Source organism: Nocardia sp. NPDC127526 (assembly GCF_042672265.1).
Taxonomy (GTDB): Bacteria; Actinomycetota; Actinomycetes; order Mycobacteriales; family Mycobacteriaceae; genus Nocardia.
In genome coordinates, this window is sequence record NZ_JBHXVO010000004.1 from 253858 (window position 1) to 273215 (window position 19358).

At 67.4% G+C, this 19358-nt stretch carries 26 protein-coding genes; 15 read left to right on the plus strand and 11 right to left on the minus strand.

Annotated features, from left to right (window positions below; all coding sequences use genetic code 11):
* Window positions 1–41: 41 nt before the first annotated feature.
* The 4 genes from ACFVIV_RS10010 to ACFVIV_RS10025 all read left to right on the plus strand — a co-directional run bounded on the left by ACFVIV_RS10010 (window position 42) and on the right by ACFVIV_RS10025 (window position 1650).
* Complete coding sequence (locus tag ACFVIV_RS10010) at window positions 42–401, plus strand: hypothetical protein (protein WP_379194953.1); 360 nt, start codon at window positions 42–44, stop codon at window positions 399–401.
* Between the two features lie 24 nt (window positions 402–425).
* On the plus strand, window positions 426–842 hold the full coding sequence (locus tag ACFVIV_RS10015) for a hypothetical protein (RefSeq protein WP_379194526.1): 417 nt from the start codon (window positions 426–428) through the stop codon (window positions 840–842).
* A 9-nt stretch (window positions 843–851) separates the two neighbouring features.
* Window positions 852–1178, plus strand: coding sequence for a hypothetical protein (locus ACFVIV_RS10020; protein WP_379194528.1), 327 nt, complete (start codon window positions 852–854; stop codon window positions 1176–1178).
* Window positions 1179–1401: 223 nt separating this feature from the next.
* Window positions 1402–1650 carry a hypothetical protein gene (locus ACFVIV_RS10025; RefSeq protein WP_379194530.1) on the plus strand — a complete coding sequence of 83 codons (249 nt, stop codon included), beginning with the start codon at window positions 1402–1404 and terminating at the stop codon, window positions 1648–1650.
* 31 nt (window positions 1651–1681) lie between these two features.
* Here ACFVIV_RS10025 and ACFVIV_RS10030 read toward each other — a convergent pair whose 3' ends face one another.
* Window positions 1682–2566, minus strand: a complete 885-nt coding sequence (locus ACFVIV_RS10030) for a helix-turn-helix domain-containing protein (RefSeq protein WP_379194532.1) — start codon at window positions 2564–2566, stop codon at window positions 1682–1684.
* 88 nt (window positions 2567–2654) lie between these two features.
* Window positions 2655–2885 carry a DUF397 domain-containing protein gene (locus ACFVIV_RS10035; protein ID WP_379194534.1) on the minus strand — a complete coding sequence of 77 codons (231 nt, stop codon included), beginning with the start codon at window positions 2883–2885 and terminating at the stop codon, window positions 2655–2657.
* A 346-nt stretch (window positions 2886–3231) separates the two neighbouring features.
* Here ACFVIV_RS10035 and ACFVIV_RS10040 point away from each other — a divergent pair, with 346 nt between their 5' ends.
* From ACFVIV_RS10040 to ACFVIV_RS10050, 3 genes are all read left to right on the plus strand, one after another.
* Window positions 3232–4029, plus strand: coding sequence for an SAM-dependent methyltransferase (locus ACFVIV_RS10040; protein WP_379194536.1), 798 nt, complete (start codon window positions 3232–3234; stop codon window positions 4027–4029).
* 178 nt (window positions 4030–4207) lie between these two features.
* A complete protein-coding gene (locus ACFVIV_RS10045) occupies window positions 4208–4333 on the plus strand; it encodes a hypothetical protein (protein ID WP_379194538.1) in 126 nt (41 codons plus the stop codon).
* A 113-nt stretch (window positions 4334–4446) separates the two neighbouring features.
* Window positions 4447–4740: a hypothetical protein gene (locus ACFVIV_RS10050; protein ID WP_379194539.1), complete on the plus strand. Its 294-nt coding sequence runs from the start codon at window positions 4447–4449 to the stop codon at window positions 4738–4740.
* Between the two features lie 48 nt (window positions 4741–4788).
* Here ACFVIV_RS10050 and ACFVIV_RS10055 read toward each other — a convergent pair whose 3' ends face one another.
* The 3 genes from ACFVIV_RS10055 to ACFVIV_RS10065 form a co-directional block, all read right to left on the minus strand.
* On the minus strand, window positions 4789–5568 hold the full coding sequence (locus ACFVIV_RS10055) for a GntR family transcriptional regulator (RefSeq protein WP_379194541.1): 780 nt from the start codon (window positions 5566–5568) through the stop codon (window positions 4789–4791).
* 82 nt (window positions 5569–5650) lie between these two features.
* A complete protein-coding gene (locus ACFVIV_RS10060) occupies window positions 5651–6355 on the minus strand; it encodes a polysaccharide deacetylase family protein (protein ID WP_379194543.1) in 705 nt (234 codons plus the stop codon).
* A 68-nt stretch (window positions 6356–6423) separates the two neighbouring features.
* Window positions 6424–6786 carry a winged helix-turn-helix transcriptional regulator gene (locus tag ACFVIV_RS10065; RefSeq protein ID WP_379194545.1) on the minus strand — a complete coding sequence of 121 codons (363 nt, stop codon included), beginning with the start codon at window positions 6784–6786 and terminating at the stop codon, window positions 6424–6426.
* 81 nt (window positions 6787–6867) lie between these two features.
* Between ACFVIV_RS10065 and ACFVIV_RS10070 the strand changes: the two genes are divergently transcribed.
* From ACFVIV_RS10070 to ACFVIV_RS10080, 3 genes are all read left to right on the plus strand, one after another.
* Window positions 6868–7596 (plus strand): SDR family oxidoreductase, encoded by a 729-nt coding sequence (locus ACFVIV_RS10070; protein WP_379194955.1) that lies wholly within the window; start codon window positions 6868–6870, stop codon window positions 7594–7596.
* Window positions 7597–7638: 42 nt separating this feature from the next.
* Window positions 7639–8280 carry a LysE family translocator gene (locus ACFVIV_RS10075; protein ID WP_379194547.1) on the plus strand — a complete coding sequence of 214 codons (642 nt, stop codon included), beginning with the start codon at window positions 7639–7641 and terminating at the stop codon, window positions 8278–8280.
* A 108-nt stretch (window positions 8281–8388) separates the two neighbouring features.
* A complete protein-coding gene (locus ACFVIV_RS10080; protein WP_379194549.1) occupies window positions 8389–8736 on the plus strand; it encodes a hypothetical protein in 348 nt (115 codons plus the stop codon).
* A 70-nt stretch (window positions 8737–8806) separates the two neighbouring features.
* Here ACFVIV_RS10080 and ACFVIV_RS10085 read toward each other — a convergent pair whose 3' ends face one another.
* On the minus strand, window positions 8807–10156 hold the full coding sequence (locus tag ACFVIV_RS10085) for an oxygenase MpaB family protein (protein WP_379194551.1): 1350 nt from the start codon (window positions 10154–10156) through the stop codon (window positions 8807–8809).
* A gap of 4 nt (window positions 10157–10160) precedes the next feature.
* Window positions 10161–11198 (minus strand): oxygenase MpaB family protein, encoded by a 1038-nt coding sequence (locus tag ACFVIV_RS10090; RefSeq protein ID WP_379194553.1) that lies wholly within the window; start codon window positions 11196–11198, stop codon window positions 10161–10163.
* A gap of 66 nt (window positions 11199–11264) precedes the next feature.
* On the opposite strand from ACFVIV_RS10090, the gene ACFVIV_RS10095 reads away from it, so the two are divergent.
* Window positions 11265–11915: a TetR/AcrR family transcriptional regulator gene (locus ACFVIV_RS10095; RefSeq protein ID WP_379194555.1), complete on the plus strand. Its 651-nt coding sequence runs from the start codon at window positions 11265–11267 to the stop codon at window positions 11913–11915.
* Window positions 11916–11954: 39 nt separating this feature from the next.
* On the opposite strand, the gene ACFVIV_RS10100 is transcribed toward ACFVIV_RS10095, so the two are convergent.
* Complete coding sequence (locus ACFVIV_RS10100; protein WP_379194557.1) at window positions 11955–13331, minus strand: FAD-dependent oxidoreductase; 1377 nt, start codon at window positions 13329–13331, stop codon at window positions 11955–11957.
* Window positions 13332–13428: 97 nt separating this feature from the next.
* On the opposite strand from ACFVIV_RS10100, the gene ACFVIV_RS10105 reads away from it, so the two are divergent.
* Complete coding sequence (locus ACFVIV_RS10105) at window positions 13429–14382, plus strand: LLM class flavin-dependent oxidoreductase (protein ID WP_379194559.1); 954 nt, start codon at window positions 13429–13431, stop codon at window positions 14380–14382.
* Window positions 14383–14420: 38 nt separating this feature from the next.
* Here ACFVIV_RS10105 and ACFVIV_RS10110 read toward each other — a convergent pair whose 3' ends face one another.
* The 3 genes from ACFVIV_RS10110 to ligD form a co-directional block, all read right to left on the minus strand.
* Complete coding sequence (locus ACFVIV_RS10110; protein WP_379194561.1) at window positions 14421–15827, minus strand: amino acid permease; 1407 nt, start codon at window positions 15825–15827, stop codon at window positions 14421–14423.
* 145 nt (window positions 15828–15972) lie between these two features.
* A complete protein-coding gene (locus ACFVIV_RS10115; RefSeq protein ID WP_379194563.1) occupies window positions 15973–16431 on the minus strand; it encodes a pyridoxamine 5'-phosphate oxidase family protein in 459 nt (152 codons plus the stop codon).
* 92 nt (window positions 16432–16523) lie between these two features.
* Window positions 16524–17462 carry a non-homologous end-joining DNA ligase gene (ligD, locus tag ACFVIV_RS10120; RefSeq protein ID WP_379194957.1) on the minus strand — a complete coding sequence of 313 codons (939 nt, stop codon included), beginning with the start codon at window positions 17460–17462 and terminating at the stop codon, window positions 16524–16526.
* A 302-nt stretch (window positions 17463–17764) separates the two neighbouring features.
* On the opposite strand from ligD, the gene ACFVIV_RS10125 reads away from it, so the two are divergent.
* From ACFVIV_RS10125 to ACFVIV_RS10135, 3 genes are read left to right on the plus strand one after another with little or no spacing between them, the layout of a single operon-like run.
* Window positions 17765–18196, plus strand: coding sequence for a hypothetical protein (locus ACFVIV_RS10125; RefSeq protein ID WP_379194565.1), 432 nt, complete (start codon window positions 17765–17767; stop codon window positions 18194–18196).
* A gap of 8 nt (window positions 18197–18204) precedes the next feature.
* Window positions 18205–18360: a DUF6131 family protein gene (locus ACFVIV_RS10130; RefSeq protein ID WP_379194566.1), complete on the plus strand. Its 156-nt coding sequence runs from the start codon at window positions 18205–18207 to the stop codon at window positions 18358–18360.
* A gap of 52 nt (window positions 18361–18412) precedes the next feature.
* Window positions 18413–19327, plus strand: coding sequence for a 2-hydroxyacid dehydrogenase (locus tag ACFVIV_RS10135; RefSeq protein WP_379194568.1), 915 nt, complete (start codon window positions 18413–18415; stop codon window positions 19325–19327).
* Window positions 19328–19358 lie beyond the last annotated feature (31 nt).

A 19358-nucleotide genomic window follows, 5' to 3' on the forward strand; every position in this document is an offset into this window, starting at 1 on the left:
CTCGAATGGGAGCGCTGCGAAACACGAAAGGACAAGCGATGATGCCTGCCGTGCCACAGAATTCATCCGGCATGCTCGGCTTTCCGCATCGCGATCGGTCCCGCGATTACCAACCCGATTACACCCGAACCACCCGGCCGCACGCCGGCGAGGCCATCGAGGATTCCCGCAATTGGCCGGGACTGCTGCTGTCCGCCGCCGGCATCGTGGCCATCGCCCTGACCCTGACCGCGGCCGGCTACGGCTTCGAGGGCTGGGCCGTCCTGGGCGCGTTCGCCAGTACGGCGCTGCTCGGCCTCGGCATCTCACTCATGGTCGCCGAGCATCGGCGGGTCGCCGCCGAGCGCGAGCGAGCAGACGGCACCGAGCGTGGGCGGGCGTCCGAGGCCGATCGCCGATGACGTACTGCCCCCGGAGGAAGAATCATGATTACTCGCCGAACTACCGCGCCCGTTCTGCTCGCCGCCGGGCTACTCGGCGCCGCCGCGGCGTGCTCCAACAGCACCGAACCGACCAGTCCTGGAACGACTCTCACCGACGGGACGGCGGTGATCACGACCCCGGGCGGGCCGACGATCTCCCTGGACGCCGCCAATCAGCTGTGCGACATGATGCGCCCGGAGATCTCCACCTGGAGTGAGCAGGGGCCGCAACTGGGCAAGGTGGCCTTCAATGGCACCGTGCACAACTGGGCGCTGCGCAACAACGGCATCAATGCCGCCATCCTGCAGGATCGGGCCGTGGTGGACACCGCGACCCTCACCGCATGCCCGGACGTGCGTCAGGAAGCGTTGCAGGTGCTGCGAATCGGCTCGCTGGCCGAGGGCCTGGCCGGGTTCTAGGAGATCGTGATGCGTACTCGCCACTTCCGCGCCGCGGCGGCCGGTTGCGCCGCCGCGGCGACCGCCCTGTTCCTCACCGCCGGCTGCGGCGAGGCCGAGAAAATCGTCAACAAGGGCGGCGACACCCCGTGCAGTGAATTCGTCGCACAGGACTCCGAAAAGCAGCGCGTAACCGCCCGCAAATTCCTGGAACAGGAGCAGGACTCGACCACCGAGCCCGCCGCCGACACCGTCGATGCGGCGGTCGCCGCGATCACGCTCATGTGTGAAGTGCAGGCCAATCGCGATACGCCGATCAAGAAGGCGGATCTCACCGGGATTTTCGTTCCGAAATAGCGTTCCCTAACCTCGTCCGCGGACCCTCAGCGCAAACTCACAGCATCCCGAAAACCATGCTGTACCTGGGCATTCGAGGTTGCAGATGCACTTGCATCTGCGCGGAGCACGGTCATAGACTCGTGGGGCAAGGCACCATTGGGACAACCAGAGAGCCGTGCGGTGAATCATCGGCGATTCCTCGCCAAGGGTTAGCCGTCGGACTGGCGTCAGGGGCGTTCGAATGAACCAGCCAATCAATCTCAGCCGACTTGGGTTTGCCGACAGAAACCAGCCGGTACAAACCTATTCGCGGGAGACGGCAACCGATTTCGTGATCCGCCAGGTCGAATCCACCGGAGCGGCCACTCGGTACGATTTCGATATCGAACGAATCGTCACAACCGCACACGCCATGGTCAATGACTGGGATCTGCACACCATGCAGCCGGAGGCGTTCTGGCGAATCGCCTCCAGCTTCATCCGGCAATAGGTAGTAGCGGCCGGAGCCACCGGGGCCGCCGTCAGAGTGCGGCGGCCACCTCGGCGAGCAGTTTCCGGGACCGTTCCGGCGGTTCTGCCTGCACACTCAACTGATCCATTACCTGGCGGTAGAGTTCCAGATCCTGGCGGCGGTCCAGATACAGGGCACTGGTCAGCTGTTCCAGGTACACGATGTCGGGCAGTTCCGGCTCGGCGAACCGCAGCATGGTGAACGAACTTCCCGCTGCCGCATGGCCTCCCGCCGCATAGGGCAGCACCTGAATGGTGACATTGGGCAGCTGGGACACCTCGATCAAGTACTCGATCTGCGCACGCTGCACGCTTGCTCCGCCCACCGGCCGATGCAGTACCGCCTCGTCCAGCACCGCCCAGAAGCTCGGCGCCCCTTGGCGTGTCAGCAATTCCTGACGCCGCCGGCGCAGCGAGACGCGCCGCTCGCTGTCCTGGTCGTGACCCAGGGCAACGATCGAACGCGCATAGTCGGTGGTCTGGAGCAGGCCCGGGACCAGTTGGCCCTCAAAGGTTCTGATCGACTTCGCCGCGTGCTCGAGTCCTAGATAGGTCTCGAACCACTGCGGGAGCAGATCGCTGTAACGATGCCACCAGCCCGGCTGATTGGCCTTGCGTACCAGGTCCAGGAACAGTTCGCGCTCGCCGGGATCCGTGACCTTATAGAGGTCCAGCAGATCCCGGACATCGCGCTCCTTGAATCCGGTACGCCCGAGTTCCAGGCGACTGATCTTGGCATGGGAACCGCGAATGTGTTCACCCGCTTGTTCCCTCGTAATATTGTTTGCTTCCCTCAGTTTCCGTAGTTGCCCGCCCACGGCGATCCGCAGGGCGGTCGGACCACGGTCGATAACGGTGGGATCCACCCGGCCGTGGGGAACGGGTACTGCGATCATGGGGTCCACTCCGATGCTCGGGTTTGCCGGCAGTGGGCCACGACCGCAATGTCAGGTGAACCACCGCGCCGATTGCCAATGCTACCGCTCAGCGCGCGAGGTCGTCGAACTCTCCGCTCTTCGCGCCGCGCAGGAATGCATCGATCTCGGGGCGGGTGTAAACCAACACCGAACCTTGGGGGTCCCGGGAGTTCCGCATGGCCACCAGGCCGTTGGCGAGTTCCGCGACTTCGACGCAGTTACCACTGGGATTGCTGAAAGTGCTCTTGCGCCAAGACAGTTCCGAGCGATCTATCCGGGTTGCTGATGTGTCCGTCATTTCAGACTCCTTGCCAGTACCGCCCGCAGACGGTGGTCCAGTACTTGCAAATGTTCGACCAGATGTACTTACAGTTGCAACCGCAACCTGAACGATAGCACGCGGATAGCTCCGCATCGATCCCCGCAAATGCGCTGACTCTTTGCAACACAACAGGTTTGCGGCGCGTACGCGCACTGTCGGTGCGAAGTTGCGAATGCATTCAGACATTACAGACCGGTAAGTCTGATTACCGGCGATCAGGGTGGGAAACAGCCATCCACCGGGTCAACGCCCGGCGAATCTTATACTGTCACTGGACATACCAGTCGAAACATGCCACGCATACAGTCGTCGAGGAGCTGCGATGTCCGAAACGAACAATCCGCTCATCCGCACCGACATCCCGCACTCCGCGCGGATCTGGAACTACTGGATGGGCGGAAAGGACAATTACGAGATCGACCGCACGATCGGCGATGCCAGCCTCGCCATCGATCCCGATATCGCCACCATGGCGGTGGAGTCGCGCAAGTTCCTGATCCGGGCCGTGCGAATGCTGGCCGGCGAACGCGGTATCCGACAGTTCCTGGACGTCGGGACGGGTCTGCCCACCATGCAGAACACCCATGAAGTCGCCCACGAACTGGCCCCGGAGTCAAGGGTCGTTTACGTAGATAATGATCCGCTGGTGCTCGCGCACGCCCGCGCTCTGCTCACCAGTGGGAGCGACGAAGGTGTCACCACCTATATACAGCGCGACTTCCACAATCCAGAGGAGATTGTCGCCGATGCCCGGAATGTCCTGGACTTTGAGAAACCCGTGGCCGTGATGTTCATGGGCGTGCTCGGCCATGCGCGCAGCTATCCGGACGCCCTGCGCATCATCGGCACCATCATGGACGCGGTGCCATCGGGCAGCTATCTGGTTTTCTGGGATGGCACCACCGACAGCGACGCCTATGTAAAGCTGTGCCAGGAGTACACCAAGTCCGGCGGGGCGCCCTATGAGCCGCGGCCCAAGGAGCAGCTCGAAGCCGCCTTCGACGGCCTGGAACTGGTCGATCCCGGCTTCGGCCCGATAGTGCACTGGCGCGCGGAGCTGGCCAAGCCCGGCACGCTTCCCGATATCGCGGCCTACGGTGGCGTGGCGCGGAAACCCTGACGCCACAACAACACCGAAACGGACGAATAGCCTCCCGACACGGGGATTGGACGTGCAGATGCACTTGCATCTGCACGATCCGCACTTTTAAACTCAGTGCACCATCCTCCCCATCGGCCAGAGGCATCCAATGACACAGATGCTCGCCCCTTGTACTGATATCTCCGGTGATTGCGACGTGGACCCCCGCGTTCTCACCTATCGCCAGGCCCGCGCCATTCTGCGCGCCCATGATCAGCATTTCGCCTGCCGCCAGTATCTAGCGGCGGTGGCGTACCTGTCGGCGGACAACGACGTCGACTGATTTGCCCGTCTCGCGAATTCCGCTCGTGCACCGATCTTCGGATGCCCTTGCGCCACACGGCTGATGGCGGGTACTCCGGATATGGAACTGCCGTCCCGTGGAAGAGCGCCGAGATGTATCTTTCAGCTGCGCACGACCTGATCACTCAATCCGATCTCCTGGCTCAGGTTTTCAATCCGACGCCGGAGACCCCGCCCGTGGCGGACAAATTGATGCGCCTGGTCCGCTACTTCACCTGGTTCGTCCTCTTATCGGGCACCCTGGCCATCATCTACGCCGGTGGCCGCTTCGCCTGGGAGAAGTGGTCCGGCTCGGCGCTCCAAGCGCCCAAGCAGGTGGCCGGAGCGCTCGTCGGCGGCGTCATCGCCACGAGCGCCGGCACCATCATGAATGCCGTCATCAGCTGACGGTTGTTGTCTGAGACGTAGACCGGGTCCGGGCCGCGGCCCGGGGACTCACGCCGTGGCTGCGTGCGGCGCCTGCTCCTCAGCCAGCCCGTCGACGCCGACCAATTCCTCGAAGCGCGCCACCACCTTCTGGTGGTACATGCCGAAGAGATCCTCGAACAGCGCCAACTGTGCCTGGCTGGGCCCGCCCTCGGATTCCCAGACCGCCACCAGCGCCCGCCACACCAGCACATGCAGATCCGGTGAGACCGCGAAGTAGGCCTGCACGGCCTCGGGGACCTCGAGCACCATCTCGCCGATGGAGTTGAGCACGGCGCGCTGGACCGAATGCTTCAGCTCGGTCAGCAGTGTGCGCAACAGGTCCAGTTCGATGCGCAGCATCCGGTAGGGATCCGGATCCGCGCCGCGCGCAAGGGTTTCCAATTCGTCGATGGCGGCCTTGAGTTCGGCCGGATCGAGACCGCGATCGCTGCCGGTGTAGGCGAGCAGCGCCTCCAGCGCGATACCGCGTTCCTCGTCCACGATATTGGCGAACATGTCCGCGGCGATCTCGGGCGTCGGCATGGACAGCCGGAACAGCCGGCGGTACACGTCCACCCCGCCCTCGGCGCGCACATCGCGAATGACGAAACCCTTGCCGCGGTGGGCATCGACGAAGCCGTAGGACTCCAGCCGGCCCAGAATCAGCTGCGCCGTCGCACGATTGAGGTCGAACTCGTCGGCGACCTGTCGGACGGACGGCATCAAACCACCGGGCGCGTATTGCCCGGATGCCACGCGGCGCGCCAATTCATCGGCAACGTCGGCGACGACCGTCCGGTCTCCCATCGTGCACCTCTCTGCTTTTCGTCTACGTCCCAGACAGTGTATGTGCTGATTCGGTCAACCGCACAAGTGTTGTGAGGGTTCTCTAGTGCGTCAACAAATCCGACACAGTGACGAATCTATATCCGCGCGCTCGCAACTCGGTGATGATGCGCGGAACGGCGGCCACCGACGCGGCGCCGGTCTCGTACATGCCGTGCAGCAGGATGATCGAGCCGGGGCGCACCTGCGCCACCGTCTCGGCGACGATCGCGTCGGCACTGGCCTGCTTGCCCGAGTCGGGCTCCACATCCCAGGTGACCGTGGTGCGGTCGTGCTGAGACAGATACCGCGGCAGCGCGAGCAGCTTCTTGCCGAACGGCGGGCGGAAGGTAATGGGACCCGCATATCCCGTCTTCGCGATTTCGGCGTCGGTGCGCTCGATCTCGTCGCGCACCGTTCCCGGGCCGACGAAGATCATGCGCTGATGGGTGTAGCTGTGATTGCCGATCTCGTGGCCCGCGCGGGCGATCGCCGCGCCCTGCGCCGGATTGGCCGCCAGCTCCTCGCCGATCAGATAGAAGGTGGCGGGGACTCCGGCGTCCGCCAGCACCCGCAGCAGCTGCGGCGTGCGGTCGGTCGGGCCATCGTCGAAGGTGAGCGCGACGACCTTGTCGTCGGTGTCCACCCGCGACACGATGCGCCCGGCGACCTGATAGGTGCGCGAATTCATGAGCACGTACAACCCGACCCAGGTCAGCACCAGCACGGTCATGACGAGCGCGCCCCAGATGAACACCTTGCGTTTCATGTACTTCCGTTCCTTCCTACAAGCCCGACGGCGATAAGACCGTGGGCGGCTCGAAAAGGAATCGGTCGCTACGCGTCGTCCCCGCTCGCCCCGGCTCGCCGCAATTCGCCCGCCCAGCGGTCGGACCATTGCCACAGCGGTTCGAGAGCCAGCCCGAGCTGCCGGCCGGCGATGGTCAGCTCATAGGACTTGTCCGGTTTCTTGGCTACCACACCCGCGTCCTGCAGGCGCTGCAAGCGCACCGACAGCATGCTCGACGAGCAGTTGCCCATGCGGCGGCGCAGTTCCAGAAAGCCCAGCGGGCCCGGTTCGAGTTCCCAGATCACGCGCAGCATCCACCGCTGGCCGAGCAGGTCCATGGCGGTGAGCACGGCGACGTGCGAGTCGTCGGCGCGACTGCTGGGCGGCGGTGGCTGACTTGCGCTTCTCATTTCGAACCAACATAGTGGTTCTAAATCAGAAGCACTAGAGCGGGCTGGAGGTCTGTGGTGGCGGAATCGCGGGGACGGCGAATCGTGTTGGTGACCGGCGCTTCTCGCGGGATCGGCGCCGATACCGCCCGGGTGCTGGCGGCCCGGGGCGACCATGTGGTCATCAACTATCGGGAGAAGCGCAAGCGCGCGGAAACCCTTGCGGCGGAGATCATTACCGCGGGCGGCAGTGCCTCGGTGGCGGGTGCGGACATCTCCGACGCGGCCGGCGCCGCCGGGCTGATCGACACCGTGGTGCGCGAGTTCGGGCGGCTGGATGTGCTGGTGCTCAATGCCTCCGGCGGACTGGAGCGCGAGGCCGCGCCGGATTACGCCATGCGGCTCAATCGCGACGCGCAGACCGGGCTGACGCGGCTGGCGCTGCCGCATATCCCGGCGGGCGGGCGGATCGTGTTCGTCACCAGCCATCAGGCGCACTTCTCCCCCACCCGGGCGGTGCCCGCGGGCTATGAGCTCATTGCGGCGAGCAAGCGCGCCGGTGAGGATGCACTGCGCGCCATGATTCCCGAATTCTCCGCGCGCGGAATCGATTTCACGGTGGTCTCCGGCGACATGATCGACGGGACGATTATCGTGCGGCTGCTGGAGCGCCGCGATCCCGAGGCCGTGACCGCCCGCCGCGATCAGGGCGACCTGCCGACGGTGGAGGAGTTCGCCACCGCCGTCGCCGACGCCACCACGGTGGCCGGCGAGCCGGGGCACACCGTCTATGTCGGCGGACAGGACTATCTCACGGGTGCGAAGATCTGATTCCGCTGGTCACCCCCGGAACCGGCATGACAGCATCGAGGGATGCCGCACTGGGTTGAAGTCCTCCCCGCCTTCCTGCTCGCCTGCCTGGTCCTGGCCGCGATTCCCGGCCCCGCGACCGCGCTGTTCCTGCAGCGTTCGGTGCGCGATGGCCGAGCAGCCGGGCTGGCGGCGGTCGCCGGCAACGAGATCGGCGTGTTCGGCTGGACCCTCGCCGGTGGCGCCGGACTATCGGCCCTGCTGGTGGCCAATCAAGTGCTCAACAAGGCGGTGCACATCGCCGGAGCCCTGGTCCTGATCTGGCTCGGCATCCAGGCCTGGCGGGGCAGCCGCCGCGATGACGGCTTCGGGGCGGCCATGACCTCGGCACTCCCCCGCGGCCGCACACCCGGGGCGGCATTCCGCGCCTCGCTCATCTCGATCGCGGCCAATCCCAAGGCGGCGGTGTTCGGGCTGACCATCCTGCCGCAGTTCCTACCCGGCGAGGGCCCGGTGCTGGCGACGGTGGTCATTCTCGCGGTGATCCAGCTGGTGATCGACACCGCCTGGTGCGTCGGCATCGTGCTCGCCGCCGATCGGGCCGGGAAGTGGCTGCGGCGCACCGGCATTCGCCGGCGCATCGAGCGAGCACTGGCCGCAGTGCTGGTCGCGCTGGGTTTCGGCCTGGCCGCCGAGGCGCGCTAGGCCCTGCCCCGACCCGCCCGGCGTCCGGGCGATCACGGCGAGCCGCACGGAAAGCCGCTGGTTAGCGGCCGTCCAGGTGGGAAACTCCGCGGCAAGGAGGTGTTGACCATGGTCGACGACGTCGAGAAGCGGTGGCACGATCCGCAGATGTTCCGGCAGGCCGTGAAATACGTGGTCGCGGTGCTGGTGGTGACCGCGGTCGCCGCCGGGCTGGCGGTGGTGTGGGCGTCGTCCCGGCAGGCCTGCCTCGGCGCCGAGTCCATGCTGTGCGATACGCCGTCGCGGCTGGTGGTCGGGATGATTCCGGGCGGCATCCTGCTGCTGGGCGGGCTCGGGGCGTTCGCGATCACGGTCCGGGAGTGGCGGGCCGGGCGCGCGTGGCCCATCTGGCAGGGGGCCGGATGGTTCCTGCTGGTGCTGATGGTGGTGTATCTGTCCGTAGCCGGAGGCGTCTGACTGTAGCCGGAGGCGTCCGACCGTGGCCGGAGGCGTCCGACCGCGCCGGAGGCCGAACGAGCGGCGGGGGTCAGACCGGGCAGCGGGCGCTGTCGGCGGTCTTGTCGTGCTGGTCGAAGGGGGTGCCGCGAATGCCGACGCGAGCCGCGAGGTAGCGGGCCACCTTGGTATTGCGGTCCCACATGGGGTCGATATGACGGGCGCGGCGCACCATGCGCAGGCGGGCGCCGGGCAGCCGGTCGTCGATGCGGCGCAGGCGCACAGCGGTGGTCGCGGCCAGGCCGGTCAGCGCCGACCACGGTTGGATCGGGACCGATCGCAGCGGGGTATCGGCAAGCAGGGCACGGACCAGCGGTTCGCTGCTGTAGTACGACAGCGCGCCGAGCAGCGGTGCGGTGGCGGCGATGTGGAGCCGGCCGGTCACCGTGGAGTCGGTGAAGCGGCGGGTCGCCGCGCCGGCCATGGTCGCCGTCCACCGCGGCGCCACACCGGCGGTGGCGACCATGTAGTCGGCCATTTCCATGCCCTCGGCGGCCGAGCGCGGGATGAGCTCCTCCGCGACCCCGAAGACGTAGGCGATATAGGACCAGTAGTGCATGACCGCGTCGAGTTGCCTTGTGCTGCACCGACGCCCGTGCACGTGGTCGAAGCACATCGGCGACAGGCCGAAGGTGACGGCCGCGCCCATGGTGGTGGCATTGGAGATGGGGTTGCCGTGCGCGGCGAAGTGCTCCGCGCCGAATCTGCGGCGCAGCATGGCGCGGACCTGGGCGTGCATGAGCCGCACGCGCACGGTGTCGTGGAAGATCGGCGACCGCCGTTCCAGGGCGCGGGGCGCGGTGACGCTGCGGAACCACACCGAGGATTCCAGGCCGCGCCGGTAGGGGTCTTTGACGAATCGCCCGGTGGCCCCGACCGCCGAGGCCACTTCGGCTCCGACGAAGGTGCCCATGAAGTCCTGCACCCCCATGGCCATCTTCCCGGCGAGGGAGACGTTGATCCAGAGCCGGCGGCCGTACTCCCACCGGTCGGGGTCGTACCAGGAGGGCGGATTGTCCAGGCGGGCAAACAGATTCACCAGCTCGGGCAGCGGTTCGTCCAGGCTGTCGATGCCGTGTTCCAGGGCTTGGTTCAACATGCGGCGTCCACCGGCGGAGCCGAGCCGGCCGAAGGCGGCGACGAGTTCGTCCATGGGTTCGTCGCCCTGCCAGAGATGATCGGCCATGAGCCGCGTGCGCGGTGTGTTCACGGGCTCGGGGCGGACGTCGATCCACGGTCCCAGCATGGCTTTTCGCGGCTCGAACCAGAGTTCCGACGGTACCGCGCGCGGTGGCGGCGGACGCAGCGGCATACCCGGGCGGTAGTAGTAGTCGTAGGGATGCCCGCCATCGGCGGGACGGGTGTCAGTGAGCGGCTGCATTGTTCTATGACCCTGTCAGCTGGCGGAATCGGGTGAGGGCGTCGCGGCCGGAATCGGCGTGGACGGGGCAGTAGTGCTTGGGGTCGTCTCGGTGTTCCGGTGCGGGCCACAGCAATTCGGGTGCCTCCGGCGGCGGCATCCAGCCGGGTCGTTTCCCGGCCACGCGGCGGCGGGCGGCGCGAATGCGCGGGAAGGCGTATTTCACCCCGTCCGGTGTCACCCGGTTGGCCGCCGAGATGGCGCGGCACAGCCGGTCGAACATCCACTGATCACGCTCGGTCCAGGTGAACCCCATGGTGCGGCGAATGGCCGGATCGCACAGGCCGATGGTGACGAACTTGTAGAACCGGGCGCCGGACGGGCGGATCACGCGCTCCCACACGGGTTTCGGCAGGTGGCGCAGCACCGGGAACGGCGGCACCGGCGCCTCGTCGGCGAGATGGAAGATATCCCACGCCGCCTTGGTGGGCTCGAGGGTGTCGCGGCACATATCGCGCCAGTAGCGCCGGAACTCCGGCCAGCTCTTCGGCACCACGCGCATGGGCATGCCGTACATCTCGTACCACTGGTACTGCTCACGCCAGAGTTGTTCGCGCTCTTCGGCGGTGAGCCCGCCCATGAACAGCTCGGCCGTCCGCAGGGTCTCCATGAAGAACACCGCGTGCGCCCAGTAGAAGGTGCCCGGATCCAGGGCGTGGTACCGGCGGCCCCGGGCGTCGACGCCCTTGATGGTGCGGTGGTAGCCCACGATCTCGCGGGCGGTCTCCCGGGCGCGCGGACCGTCGAACACCACCCCGACGATCGGATATCCCGAGCGGATGACCCGCTGATAGAACTCGTCTTTGATCTCGGAGTGGAATTCCACACCCGCGCCCAGGCCCGGATGCATGTTCTGGACCATGCCCATGAACAGTCCGCTCGGGACGAAGTAGAGGGAACCGAAGATCTTCCAGGTCAAGGAGTCCGGGCCGAGGGGCCGCGGCTCCGGGCGCGGCTCCCGTTCCCGATTCGTCTCGCGCCCCATTTCGCTTTCTGCCACCATGGCCTCAGGCTGACACGAATAATTACTCGCGTTCAATTCGCATTTCTCGATCGCAGCGGAAACGACATGCCACCGAAACGACCGTCCTCGAAAACACCTGGCCAGACCAGGAAAACGCCCGCCGAGCCGCGCCGCGCACCGCAGCAGGAGCGGTCGCGCGCCATGGTGGCGCGCATTGTGGACGCCGGGCAGGAGGTGCTCATCGCGCACGGCTACGACGGTGCGTCCACCAATCGCATTGCCGCGGCGGCGGGTATCAGCCCGGGCTCGCTGTACCAGTACTTCCCGAACAAGGACGCCGTGGTGGCGGCGGTGATCGAGCGCTACACCACTGAAGTCGCGGACCGCGTCCGCGCCCGGGTGCTGGCCAATTTGACGAGAAGGCCCGAAGTCGCCGTGCCGGAGACCATTTCCGAACTGCTCGACGCGCTCGGCAACCATCGGGAGCTGTTGCGCGCGGTGGTCGAGCAGACGCCGCGGCTGTCCACCGGCGCAACGGTATTCGCGTTCGAGCAGCAGATCGGGGAGCTGGCGCGGGCGGCGCTGACCATGCGGGCCCGGGAGGTGCCGGCGGAGGTGGATTCCGATGCCGCCGCCTGGATGCTGGTGCGGGCGGTCGAGCATCTGACCATCCGCTACCTGCTCGACGACCCGCCCATTGCCCGGGAGCGGTTCCTGGCCGATATCACCCGGCTGGTGCTCAACTATTTCCGCTGAGAGCGGTGCGAGCGGAATGCGAGCAAGTCATCCGACTGGTCACGCGGTCGAGGGAACCGGCGCCGCGGGCAGTTTCAGCAGCAGTTCCACCGCGCGCGCCGCGCTCTGGGCCGCGCTCTCCATGGTGGCCGACCAGTCCGTGCTGGTCCAATCGCCCGCGAGCACCAGGGTGGGCACCGAGGTGCGCTGCGCCGGCCGCAGTCCGGCCGTGCCGACGACCTGGGAGAAGGTGGCGCGCGGCATCGGAACCACTTGGGCGTGCAGCACTTCGGCCTCCCGGGCCGCCGGGTAGTAGCGGCGCAGCAGCGCCATCTGCTCGGCCACCACCTCGTCGTGCGGTTTGTGGATCTGCTCGTAGGCGCCGCTGGTGGTCAGGCAGTACAGCCAGCCGTGCTCGGTGGAGCGGCCGTGCATGCGCTGCCGGTCGAAGACCTCGTCGATTACGCCCTGGCCGCCGATGAGCGCCTCGAATTCGCTCTTGGTGCCCAGCGGCCGGTCCAGATAGAGGTTGGTGCTGACGATCGGCGTGTAGCCGAGTTTGTCGGCGGCGGAATAGATCTCGTCGTGCTCGGGCAGCAGGTCCAGGAGTCCGCCGATATTGGAGTTCGGCACGGCGCACACCACGGCATCGGCGGGCACCACATCGCCGTCGGCCATGAGCACGCCGGTGACAGCCCCCTCCTCGATGAGGATGCGGCGGGCCACCGCGCGATGTGCGACCCGAACTCCATAGCGCTGGAACACTTCTCGCGCACCGGTGACGAACAGGGTGTCGAGATCCACGGTCGGATATCCGATGGTGGCGGGCCGCCGGTGCTTGATGCCCAGGCGGATTCCGGTGGCCATCACATCCGCGAAGACCTTCGCCGATTCCTGCCGCACCGGTTCGGCGGCAATGCCCAGCGCCAGCCAGTCCCACAGCGCCTCGCGCGCGGTGGCGGGCATGCCGAGGCGCTGAAACCATTGCTCGGTACTGATATCGGCGAGATCGGCGGGCTGGTTGAGGCATTCCCAGCCCATGCGCAGGGTCGCCACCGCGGCGCGGATGCGGTTGGCGGGACTCGCGTCCGGATGTGCGCCGAACAGGGTGCGCAGCGCCTGTAATCCCTTGGTGCCCATGGTGGTGTGCCGTCCGTCGGGCCAGCGCAGCACGCCCTCGTTCGGGAATTTCACGAACCGCCGGGTGCCGACGCTCTCCAGATAGCGGAACAGATGGTCGTAACCGCTGGCGATGACGTGCTGGCCGTTGTCGGGCACATCGCGCAGTGTCGGGACCTCCAGTGCATGGGTGCGCCCGCCGAGGCGGCCGCGCCGTTCCAGCAGGGTGACCTGCTTGCCGGCCTCGGCCAGCCAGACCGCGGAGGCCAGCCCGGCCAGGCCGCCTCCGATCACCACGTACCGACGCGGATCGTTCATGAGCGCTCCCGAGAACCGAAACCTACATCAGGCAAGGTAGTCCCGGCGCGGTAGTTTCGAAGCCGAATGACAACTGCGACAGGGAGGCTGACCCCCAATGGCTTCTGGTTTGTCCGTCGGCATCGTGACCTTCCCGCCGCCGGTGCGACCGGTGCTCGAGGCGATCACGCGCGCGGAAGCGGCGGGGATCGGCATGGCCTGGGTGCCGTCCTGGCCGGTGGGGCCGGACGGGCTCGGCATCATCACCGCGGCGGCCGCGCGCACCAGCGATATCGCGCTGGGCAGCGGGATATCGATCACCTATCCCACGCATCCGCTGGCGCGGGCGAACGAGGCGCTGGTCGCCGCCGAGCTCGCGCCGGGGCGCTTCCGCCTGGGGATCGGCGCCAGCCACAAGCCGGAAATCGAAGGGAAGTACGGTCTTCCGTTCGGCAAGCCGCTGGGACATCTGCGCGAGTATGTCGCGGTGCTGCGCGGCATGCTGTGGGAGGGCCGGGTGGATCTGGACGGCGAGTACTACCGGGTCCACGCCGCGCTGCCGCCGATGATCACCCCGCCCCGCCCGCCGATCGTGCTGGCGGCGCTGCGCAAGAACATGCTGCGGCTGGCGGGTGAGATCGCCGACGGGGCCATGGTGACCTGGGCGGGGCCGTCGTACCTGCGCTCGATCGCGCGGCCGGCGCTGGAGGCGGGAGCGCGTCCGGCGCAACGGCCGACGCCGTCGTTGATCGCGGGGGCGGCGGTCATGCTCACCAATGATTTCGGCGTCGTCCGCCAGGTGGCGCAGCAGGCGTTCTCGGTCTATTCCGCGCTGCCGACCTATGCCGCCCTGTTCCGGGAAGCGGGCTATCCGCTGGGCGCCGACGGGCGGTTGAGCGATGAGCTCATCGACGAGGTCATGGTGTACGGCGATCAGAACGAGATCAGTCGGCGCCTGCTCGCACTGCACGCGGCGGGCGCCGACGAAATCGCCGCGGTGGTAACACCATTGACCGATCCGGTGCGCGAGGAAGCCGCCATTCTGGAGGTTCTCGCGAAGGTGTCCGCGTAGCGGCCACCGGATGACCGGTGGCCGCCACCTGCCCGGCGCTAAGCGGCGGGCGCGTCCCGGGTGTGCTTGCGCGCCAGCAGCGGATAGCCCGCGCACACCAGCGCGCCCCACACCAGGCCGACCACGACCGCCGAGCGGCCCGCCTCGGTGAAGAACAGCAGCACCACGACGAGGGCCAGGAAGGCCAGCGCCAGCACAGTGGTCACCGGCGCGCCCGGCAGGCGGTAATCGCTGGCGGGCAACAGGCCCCGCCGCACGCGCGAGCGATACATCAAGTGGCAGACCAGGATCATGCCCCACACGAAGATGATGCCGATGGTCGACACCGAGGTGATGTAGGCGAACGCCTTGTCCGGCGAGAAGTAGTTGACCGCCACGCCGATCACCATGACCGCCGCCGAGACCGCGATACCGGTGGCCGGAACCGACCGGTTGCTCAGCGCGCCCAGCCGGGCCGGCGCCTCCTCGCGCTGCGCCAGGCTGCGCAGCATGCGGCCGGTGGAGTAGATGCCCGAGTTGCAGGACGACAGGGCCGCGGTCAGCAGCACGAAATTGATGATGCCCGCCGCGCCCGGAATGCCGATCTGCTGGAACACCTCCACGAACGGGCTCTTGCCCGCCTGGAAGTTGCGCCAGCTCGACACCGACATGATGACGATCAGTGCGCCCACGTAGAACAGGCCGATGCGGAACGGCAGGGTGTTGATGGCCTTGCGCAGGGTCTGCTTGGGGTCGCGGGCCTCGCCCGCGGTGACGCCCACCAACTCGACGCCGACATAGGCGAACATGACGATCTGCAGCACCAGCAGCGCCTGCCAGATGCCGTTCGGGAAGACGCCGCCGTCGTTCCACAGATTGGTGACCGTCGGATCGGCGGCGTGGCCGAAGTGGAAGACCAGCACGCCGATGCCGATGACGATCATGAAGAGAATGGCGGTGACCTTGATGGCGGAGAACCAGAACTCGCCCTCGCCGAACAGCTTCACCGACACCAGGTTCGCCACGAACATGATGCCCAGCACCACCAGCGCGGTCACCCACTGCGGAATATCGAACCAGTACTGCACGTACTTGCCGGCCACGGTGATCTCGGCCATGCAGGTCGCGACCCAGACCGCCCAATAGGTCCACCCCGTGGCGAAGCCTGCGAAGCGGCCCAGGAACTCGTTCGCGTATTCGGCGAAGCTGCCGGTGACCGGGCGATAGGTGAGCAGTTCGCCCAGTGCCCGCATGATCACGAAGATGGCCAGGCCGGCCGCCAGGTAGGCGAGGATGAGCGCGGGGCCCGCCTGTTCGATGGCGCTGCCCGCGCCGTAGAACAGACCGGTGCCAATGGCGCCGCCGATGGCGATCATCTGAATGGTGCGCGGCGAGAGTCCGCGCGAGTACCCCTCGTCCCCCACATCGGGTGCGGTGGCCGCCACTTGCCTGTCAGAGGCTGTCAATGGTGTTCCTTCCACGTGCGTGCGGCCGCCGCGCCCCGCCATCGTGCGCGCGAGAAGCGAACGGCCGCGCCGAGCTTGCCGACGGGTTGCCGAGCTCGGGCCAACGGCGTGTCAGGCTACCGGAGGCGTATCGGGGGTCACCTCATCAGCGCCGGACTTCGCGCACCGGCGCGCCCCCGGGCGGGAGCTGATCGTCGGTGCCCTCGATGAGTTCGACACCGGTCACGACCTCGGTCTCGATGCGGATGACATGGTCGGTGGGCATGGTTATCCAGGGGTCCAGCAACGTCTCGTAGCGCCGCACCTGTTCGCGATCGGTCACCACTCGCGCGACGCCGGTGATGATGACACTCCACCCGCGCCTGGTGTTCTCGTCGAAATCGTCGGCCTCGTAGGCGACCACCTGGCCGTCGCCGCGCAGCAGGCTGGCGCCCAGATGCGCCCGCACCACCACGGCATCGGCTTCGACGATATGGTTCACCGGCCGGATAACCGGAACTCCTCGGCGCGAGAATGCGATTCGACCATATTGTGCGCTCGCCAGCCGCTTCAGTGAATCGGCAGCAGAGAGCTCGCGCAGCTTTCTTTGCCCTTCGCCGCCCATATTTCCGATTGTGATCCATCGCTTCCGAATACGCCAATTGTGTTGCCGCAACGAGGATTCGCCGGGCCCGCCCACCGGCACGCCGGCTACCGTCAGCGAACCGGCGGGACCTGCACCTGCGGCGGGGTCTTGTCCGTGCGCAACCCCTTCCAGCTGGGCATGCGCAGGCGTTCGCCGGAGTATTCGCGGAATTCGACGTCGCCGACCAGGATCGGCTCCACCCAGCGCCAGCCCGCGGCGGCGGCCTCCGGCGGCGGCTGGTCGAAAGGACTTGTCGAGACTCCTATTTCGTCGAGCGTGGCGCGAATGGCCCTCCGGGCGGCCCGAGTGAAGCCGGTGCCGACATTGCCGATGAAGACGAAGCGGCCGGAGTCGTCGTAGGCGCCGAGCACCAGCGACCCGAAGGTGCTCTGGAATCCGCCCGCGCCGGGGGTCCAGCCGGCGACCACCACCTCGGTGTTGTTGCGCAGCGGCGTCTTGATCCAGGCGGGGGAACGCCGGCCCGGCAGGTAGACCGAGTCGGCGCGCTTGGACACGATGCCCTCCAACCGATGCTCGCGCGCCACCACGAGCAACTTTCCGGCATCCACTCCGACCCAGTGCGGCGGCGCGGACAGCGGTGCGGGCAGCGGCAACTCGGCGAGTCGTTCGCGGCGCGCCAGATACGGCTGCGCCATGAGGTCGCGGCCGTCCGCGACGAGCAGATCGAAGGCGAACAGCTGCACCGGAACCTCGGCGATCAACTGCTCCCCCGGCCGGGCCACGTGCATGCGCCGCTGCAGCCGGCCGAAGGACGGCGCGCCGTCGGGCTCCTGAGCCACGATCTCGCCGTCGAGTATGAGAGATCCGCTGCCCGGCAACGCTTTCAGGGCGGCGGCGAGCTCCGGATAGGAGCCGCTCACCTCGCGGCCGGTGCGGCTGTAGAGCCGGCACGCGGCGGCCTCGCGCACCACGATGACGCGGATGCCGTCCCACTTCATCTCCACCGCCCACCCGGGCCCGTCCGGCGGCGACCCGCCGACCGCGAGCATGGGCGGCGGGACACCCAGCGGGAACCCGGCCACGAGGGGCCGCTACCCGCGCCGACAATCGGGCAATGGGGACATATCCCAGAGTTTGCCGATCAATTGCCATACTGCGGCTGCGACCCGCCGGGCGCGCTGGAGTCGTTACCTGCGCAAACGTGGCCAGCCGGCGGAGCTACCCTGCTCGCGGATGACATCGAGGATCTCGCGCGCACAACCGCCCGGCGCGCCCCAAACCCGCAGGCGACCTGCCGGACAACTCGCCGTCCTGCGGGTTTGACGATCGAGTCGGCGGGAATCGCCACAACATGTTCACCATCATCGGGCTCATCGCCCTCCTCGGCGCCGTCACCGTGGGGGTGGCCGGAATCCAGGCCAACAGTGGAGAAGGCCACACGGTCACGAACGGTTTCACGGTGTTCGATCACACCTACACGGGCTCGTCCGGACTGCTGTTCGCCTACGGCATTCTGGTCGGAGCCATCGGAACCTGCGGGCTCATCATGCTGCTCGCGGGATTGTGGACCACGTCTCGGCGTGGTGTTCTCGCCCGCCGCGAACTGCGCCAATCCAAGCGCGAAATGGTCGCGGCGCGACGCGAACTGAGCAAGCCGCCACCCGCGGCGAAGAAGCCGGCAGCCCCCGCGGCGGAACCCTCGGGGTCGAAGGCCGTGTGGTCGGTCAACCGGTTCCTGCACAAGCCCGGCAGTAAGCCGCCGGCCCAACCCATCTCGAAATAGGTAGTCCCATGGTCATTTTAGGTCTGATCCTGATCGTCGCCGGCTGGCTGCTCGGCATCTCCATCCTGGTCACCATCGGCATCATCGTGCTGATCGTCGGCATCGCGTTCTGGGTGCTCGGCTACGCCGGCCGTCCCGTCGGCGGCCGACGACATTATTACTAGTACCGATAACCACCCCGCGACCGCCGCGGGCCGCGTCCGATAGCTTGGCACCATGACGGTGACAGTGCTGGTTCCGGATGACGACGGCCTCGCGGCGGTTTCGCGCCTGGACGGCGCGCGGGCCCTGCGCTTCGCCCTCGGCGAGCCGCTGCCCGCCGGGGCCGACGAGGCCGAGGTGCTGGTGCCCGGCTTCCTGGTCGGGCCGGAGGCGGTCCAGATGGCCTGGCAGCTGCCGAAACTGCGGCTGGTGCAACTACTGACCGCCGGCGCCGAATCCTGGACCGGCAGGCTGCCCGAGGGCGTCGCGCTGTCCATCGCGCGCGGGGCGCACGGGGCCAGCACGGCGGAGTGGGCGATCACCGGATTGCTCACCGTGTACCGGGAATTCACCGAATTCGCGGCGGCCCAGCGCGAGCACCGCTGGACCCAGCATCAGACCGACACCCTGCACGGCAAGCGGATCCTCATCGTGGGCGCGGGCAATCTGGCCGAGGAGCTCCAGCGCATGCTCGCCCCGTTCGACACCACGGTCGCGGTGGTCGGCACGCACGCCCGCGAGGGCGTGCACGGCGTGGACGAACTCCCGCGGCTGCTGGGCGATTTCGACGCCGTCGTGCTCATGGTGCCGGTCACCTCCGCCACCACCGGCATGGTGGACGCCGCCTTCCTCGCGCACATGGCCGACGGCGCCATTCTGGTCAATGCCGCCCGCGGACCCATCGTGCGCACCGATGCCCTGCTGTCCGAACTCCAGAACCGAAGGCTGCGAGCGGTTCTCGATGTCACCGATCCCGAGCCGCTACCCTCCGGCCACCCCCTCTGGGACGCACCCGGTCTGCTCCTCACCCCCCACGTCGGCGGCAGCAGCCGCGGCAGCCGCGAACGCGGCTGGGCCATCGCCACCGCCGAAATCGCCCGCTACCTCAACGGCGAAACCCCGCACAACCTGGTGCACGGCGAATACTGATCTCCCCCACCGGATCTCACCTCGGAGCGAG

Excerpts from the sequence above, each read along its gene's own strand:
- ACFVIV_RS10010 (WP_379194953.1), top strand. The coding sequence starts at position 42 with ATGCCTGCCGTGCCACAGAATTCATCCGGCATGCTCGGCTTTCCGCAT.
- ACFVIV_RS10015 (WP_379194526.1), top strand. The coding sequence starts at position 426 with ATGATTACTCGCCGAACTACCGCGCCCGTTCTGCTCGCCGCCGGGCTA.
- ACFVIV_RS10020 (WP_379194528.1), top strand. The coding sequence starts at position 852 with ATGCGTACTCGCCACTTCCGCGCCGCGGCGGCCGGTTGCGCCGCCGCG.
- ACFVIV_RS10025 (WP_379194530.1), top strand. The coding sequence starts at position 1,402 with ATGAACCAGCCAATCAATCTCAGCCGACTTGGGTTTGCCGACAGAAAC.
- ACFVIV_RS10030 (WP_379194532.1), bottom strand. The coding sequence starts at position 2,566 with ATGATCGCAGTACCCGTTCCCCACGGCCGGGTGGATCCCACCGTTATC.
- ACFVIV_RS10035 (WP_379194534.1), bottom strand. The coding sequence starts at position 2,885 with ATGACGGACACATCAGCAACCCGGATAGATCGCTCGGAACTGTCTTGG.
- ACFVIV_RS10040 (WP_379194536.1), top strand. The coding sequence starts at position 3,232 with ATGTCCGAAACGAACAATCCGCTCATCCGCACCGACATCCCGCACTCC.
- ACFVIV_RS10050 (WP_379194539.1), top strand. The coding sequence starts at position 4,447 with ATGTATCTTTCAGCTGCGCACGACCTGATCACTCAATCCGATCTCCTG.
- ACFVIV_RS10055 (WP_379194541.1), bottom strand. The coding sequence starts at position 5,568 with ATGGGAGACCGGACGGTCGTCGCCGACGTTGCCGATGAATTGGCGCGC.
- ACFVIV_RS10060 (WP_379194543.1), bottom strand. The coding sequence starts at position 6,355 with ATGAAACGCAAGGTGTTCATCTGGGGCGCGCTCGTCATGACCGTGCTG.
- ACFVIV_RS10065 (WP_379194545.1), bottom strand. The coding sequence starts at position 6,786 with ATGAGAAGCGCAAGTCAGCCACCGCCGCCCAGCAGTCGCGCCGACGAC.
- ACFVIV_RS10075 (WP_379194547.1), top strand. The coding sequence starts at position 7,639 with ATGCCGCACTGGGTTGAAGTCCTCCCCGCCTTCCTGCTCGCCTGCCTG.
- ACFVIV_RS10080 (WP_379194549.1), top strand. The coding sequence starts at position 8,389 with ATGGTCGACGACGTCGAGAAGCGGTGGCACGATCCGCAGATGTTCCGG.
- ACFVIV_RS10085 (WP_379194551.1), bottom strand. The coding sequence starts at position 10,156 with ATGCAGCCGCTCACTGACACCCGTCCCGCCGATGGCGGGCATCCCTAC.
- ACFVIV_RS10090 (WP_379194553.1), bottom strand. The coding sequence starts at position 11,198 with ATGGTGGCAGAAAGCGAAATGGGGCGCGAGACGAATCGGGAACGGGAG.
- ACFVIV_RS10095 (WP_379194555.1), top strand. The coding sequence starts at position 11,265 with ATGCCACCGAAACGACCGTCCTCGAAAACACCTGGCCAGACCAGGAAA.
- ACFVIV_RS10100 (WP_379194557.1), bottom strand. The coding sequence starts at position 13,331 with ATGAACGATCCGCGTCGGTACGTGGTGATCGGAGGCGGCCTGGCCGGG.
- ACFVIV_RS10105 (WP_379194559.1), top strand. The coding sequence starts at position 13,429 with ATGGCTTCTGGTTTGTCCGTCGGCATCGTGACCTTCCCGCCGCCGGTG.
- ACFVIV_RS10115 (WP_379194563.1), bottom strand. The coding sequence starts at position 16,431 with ATGGGCGGCGAAGGGCAAAGAAAGCTGCGCGAGCTCTCTGCTGCCGAT.
- ligD (WP_379194957.1), bottom strand. The coding sequence starts at position 17,462 with ATGCTCGCGGTCGGCGGGTCGCCGCCGGACGGGCCCGGGTGGGCGGTG.
- ACFVIV_RS10125 (WP_379194565.1), top strand. The coding sequence starts at position 17,765 with ATGTTCACCATCATCGGGCTCATCGCCCTCCTCGGCGCCGTCACCGTG.
- ACFVIV_RS10130 (WP_379194566.1), top strand. The coding sequence starts at position 18,205 with ATGGTCATTTTAGGTCTGATCCTGATCGTCGCCGGCTGGCTGCTCGGC.
- ACFVIV_RS10135 (WP_379194568.1), top strand. The coding sequence starts at position 18,413 with ATGACGGTGACAGTGCTGGTTCCGGATGACGACGGCCTCGCGGCGGTT.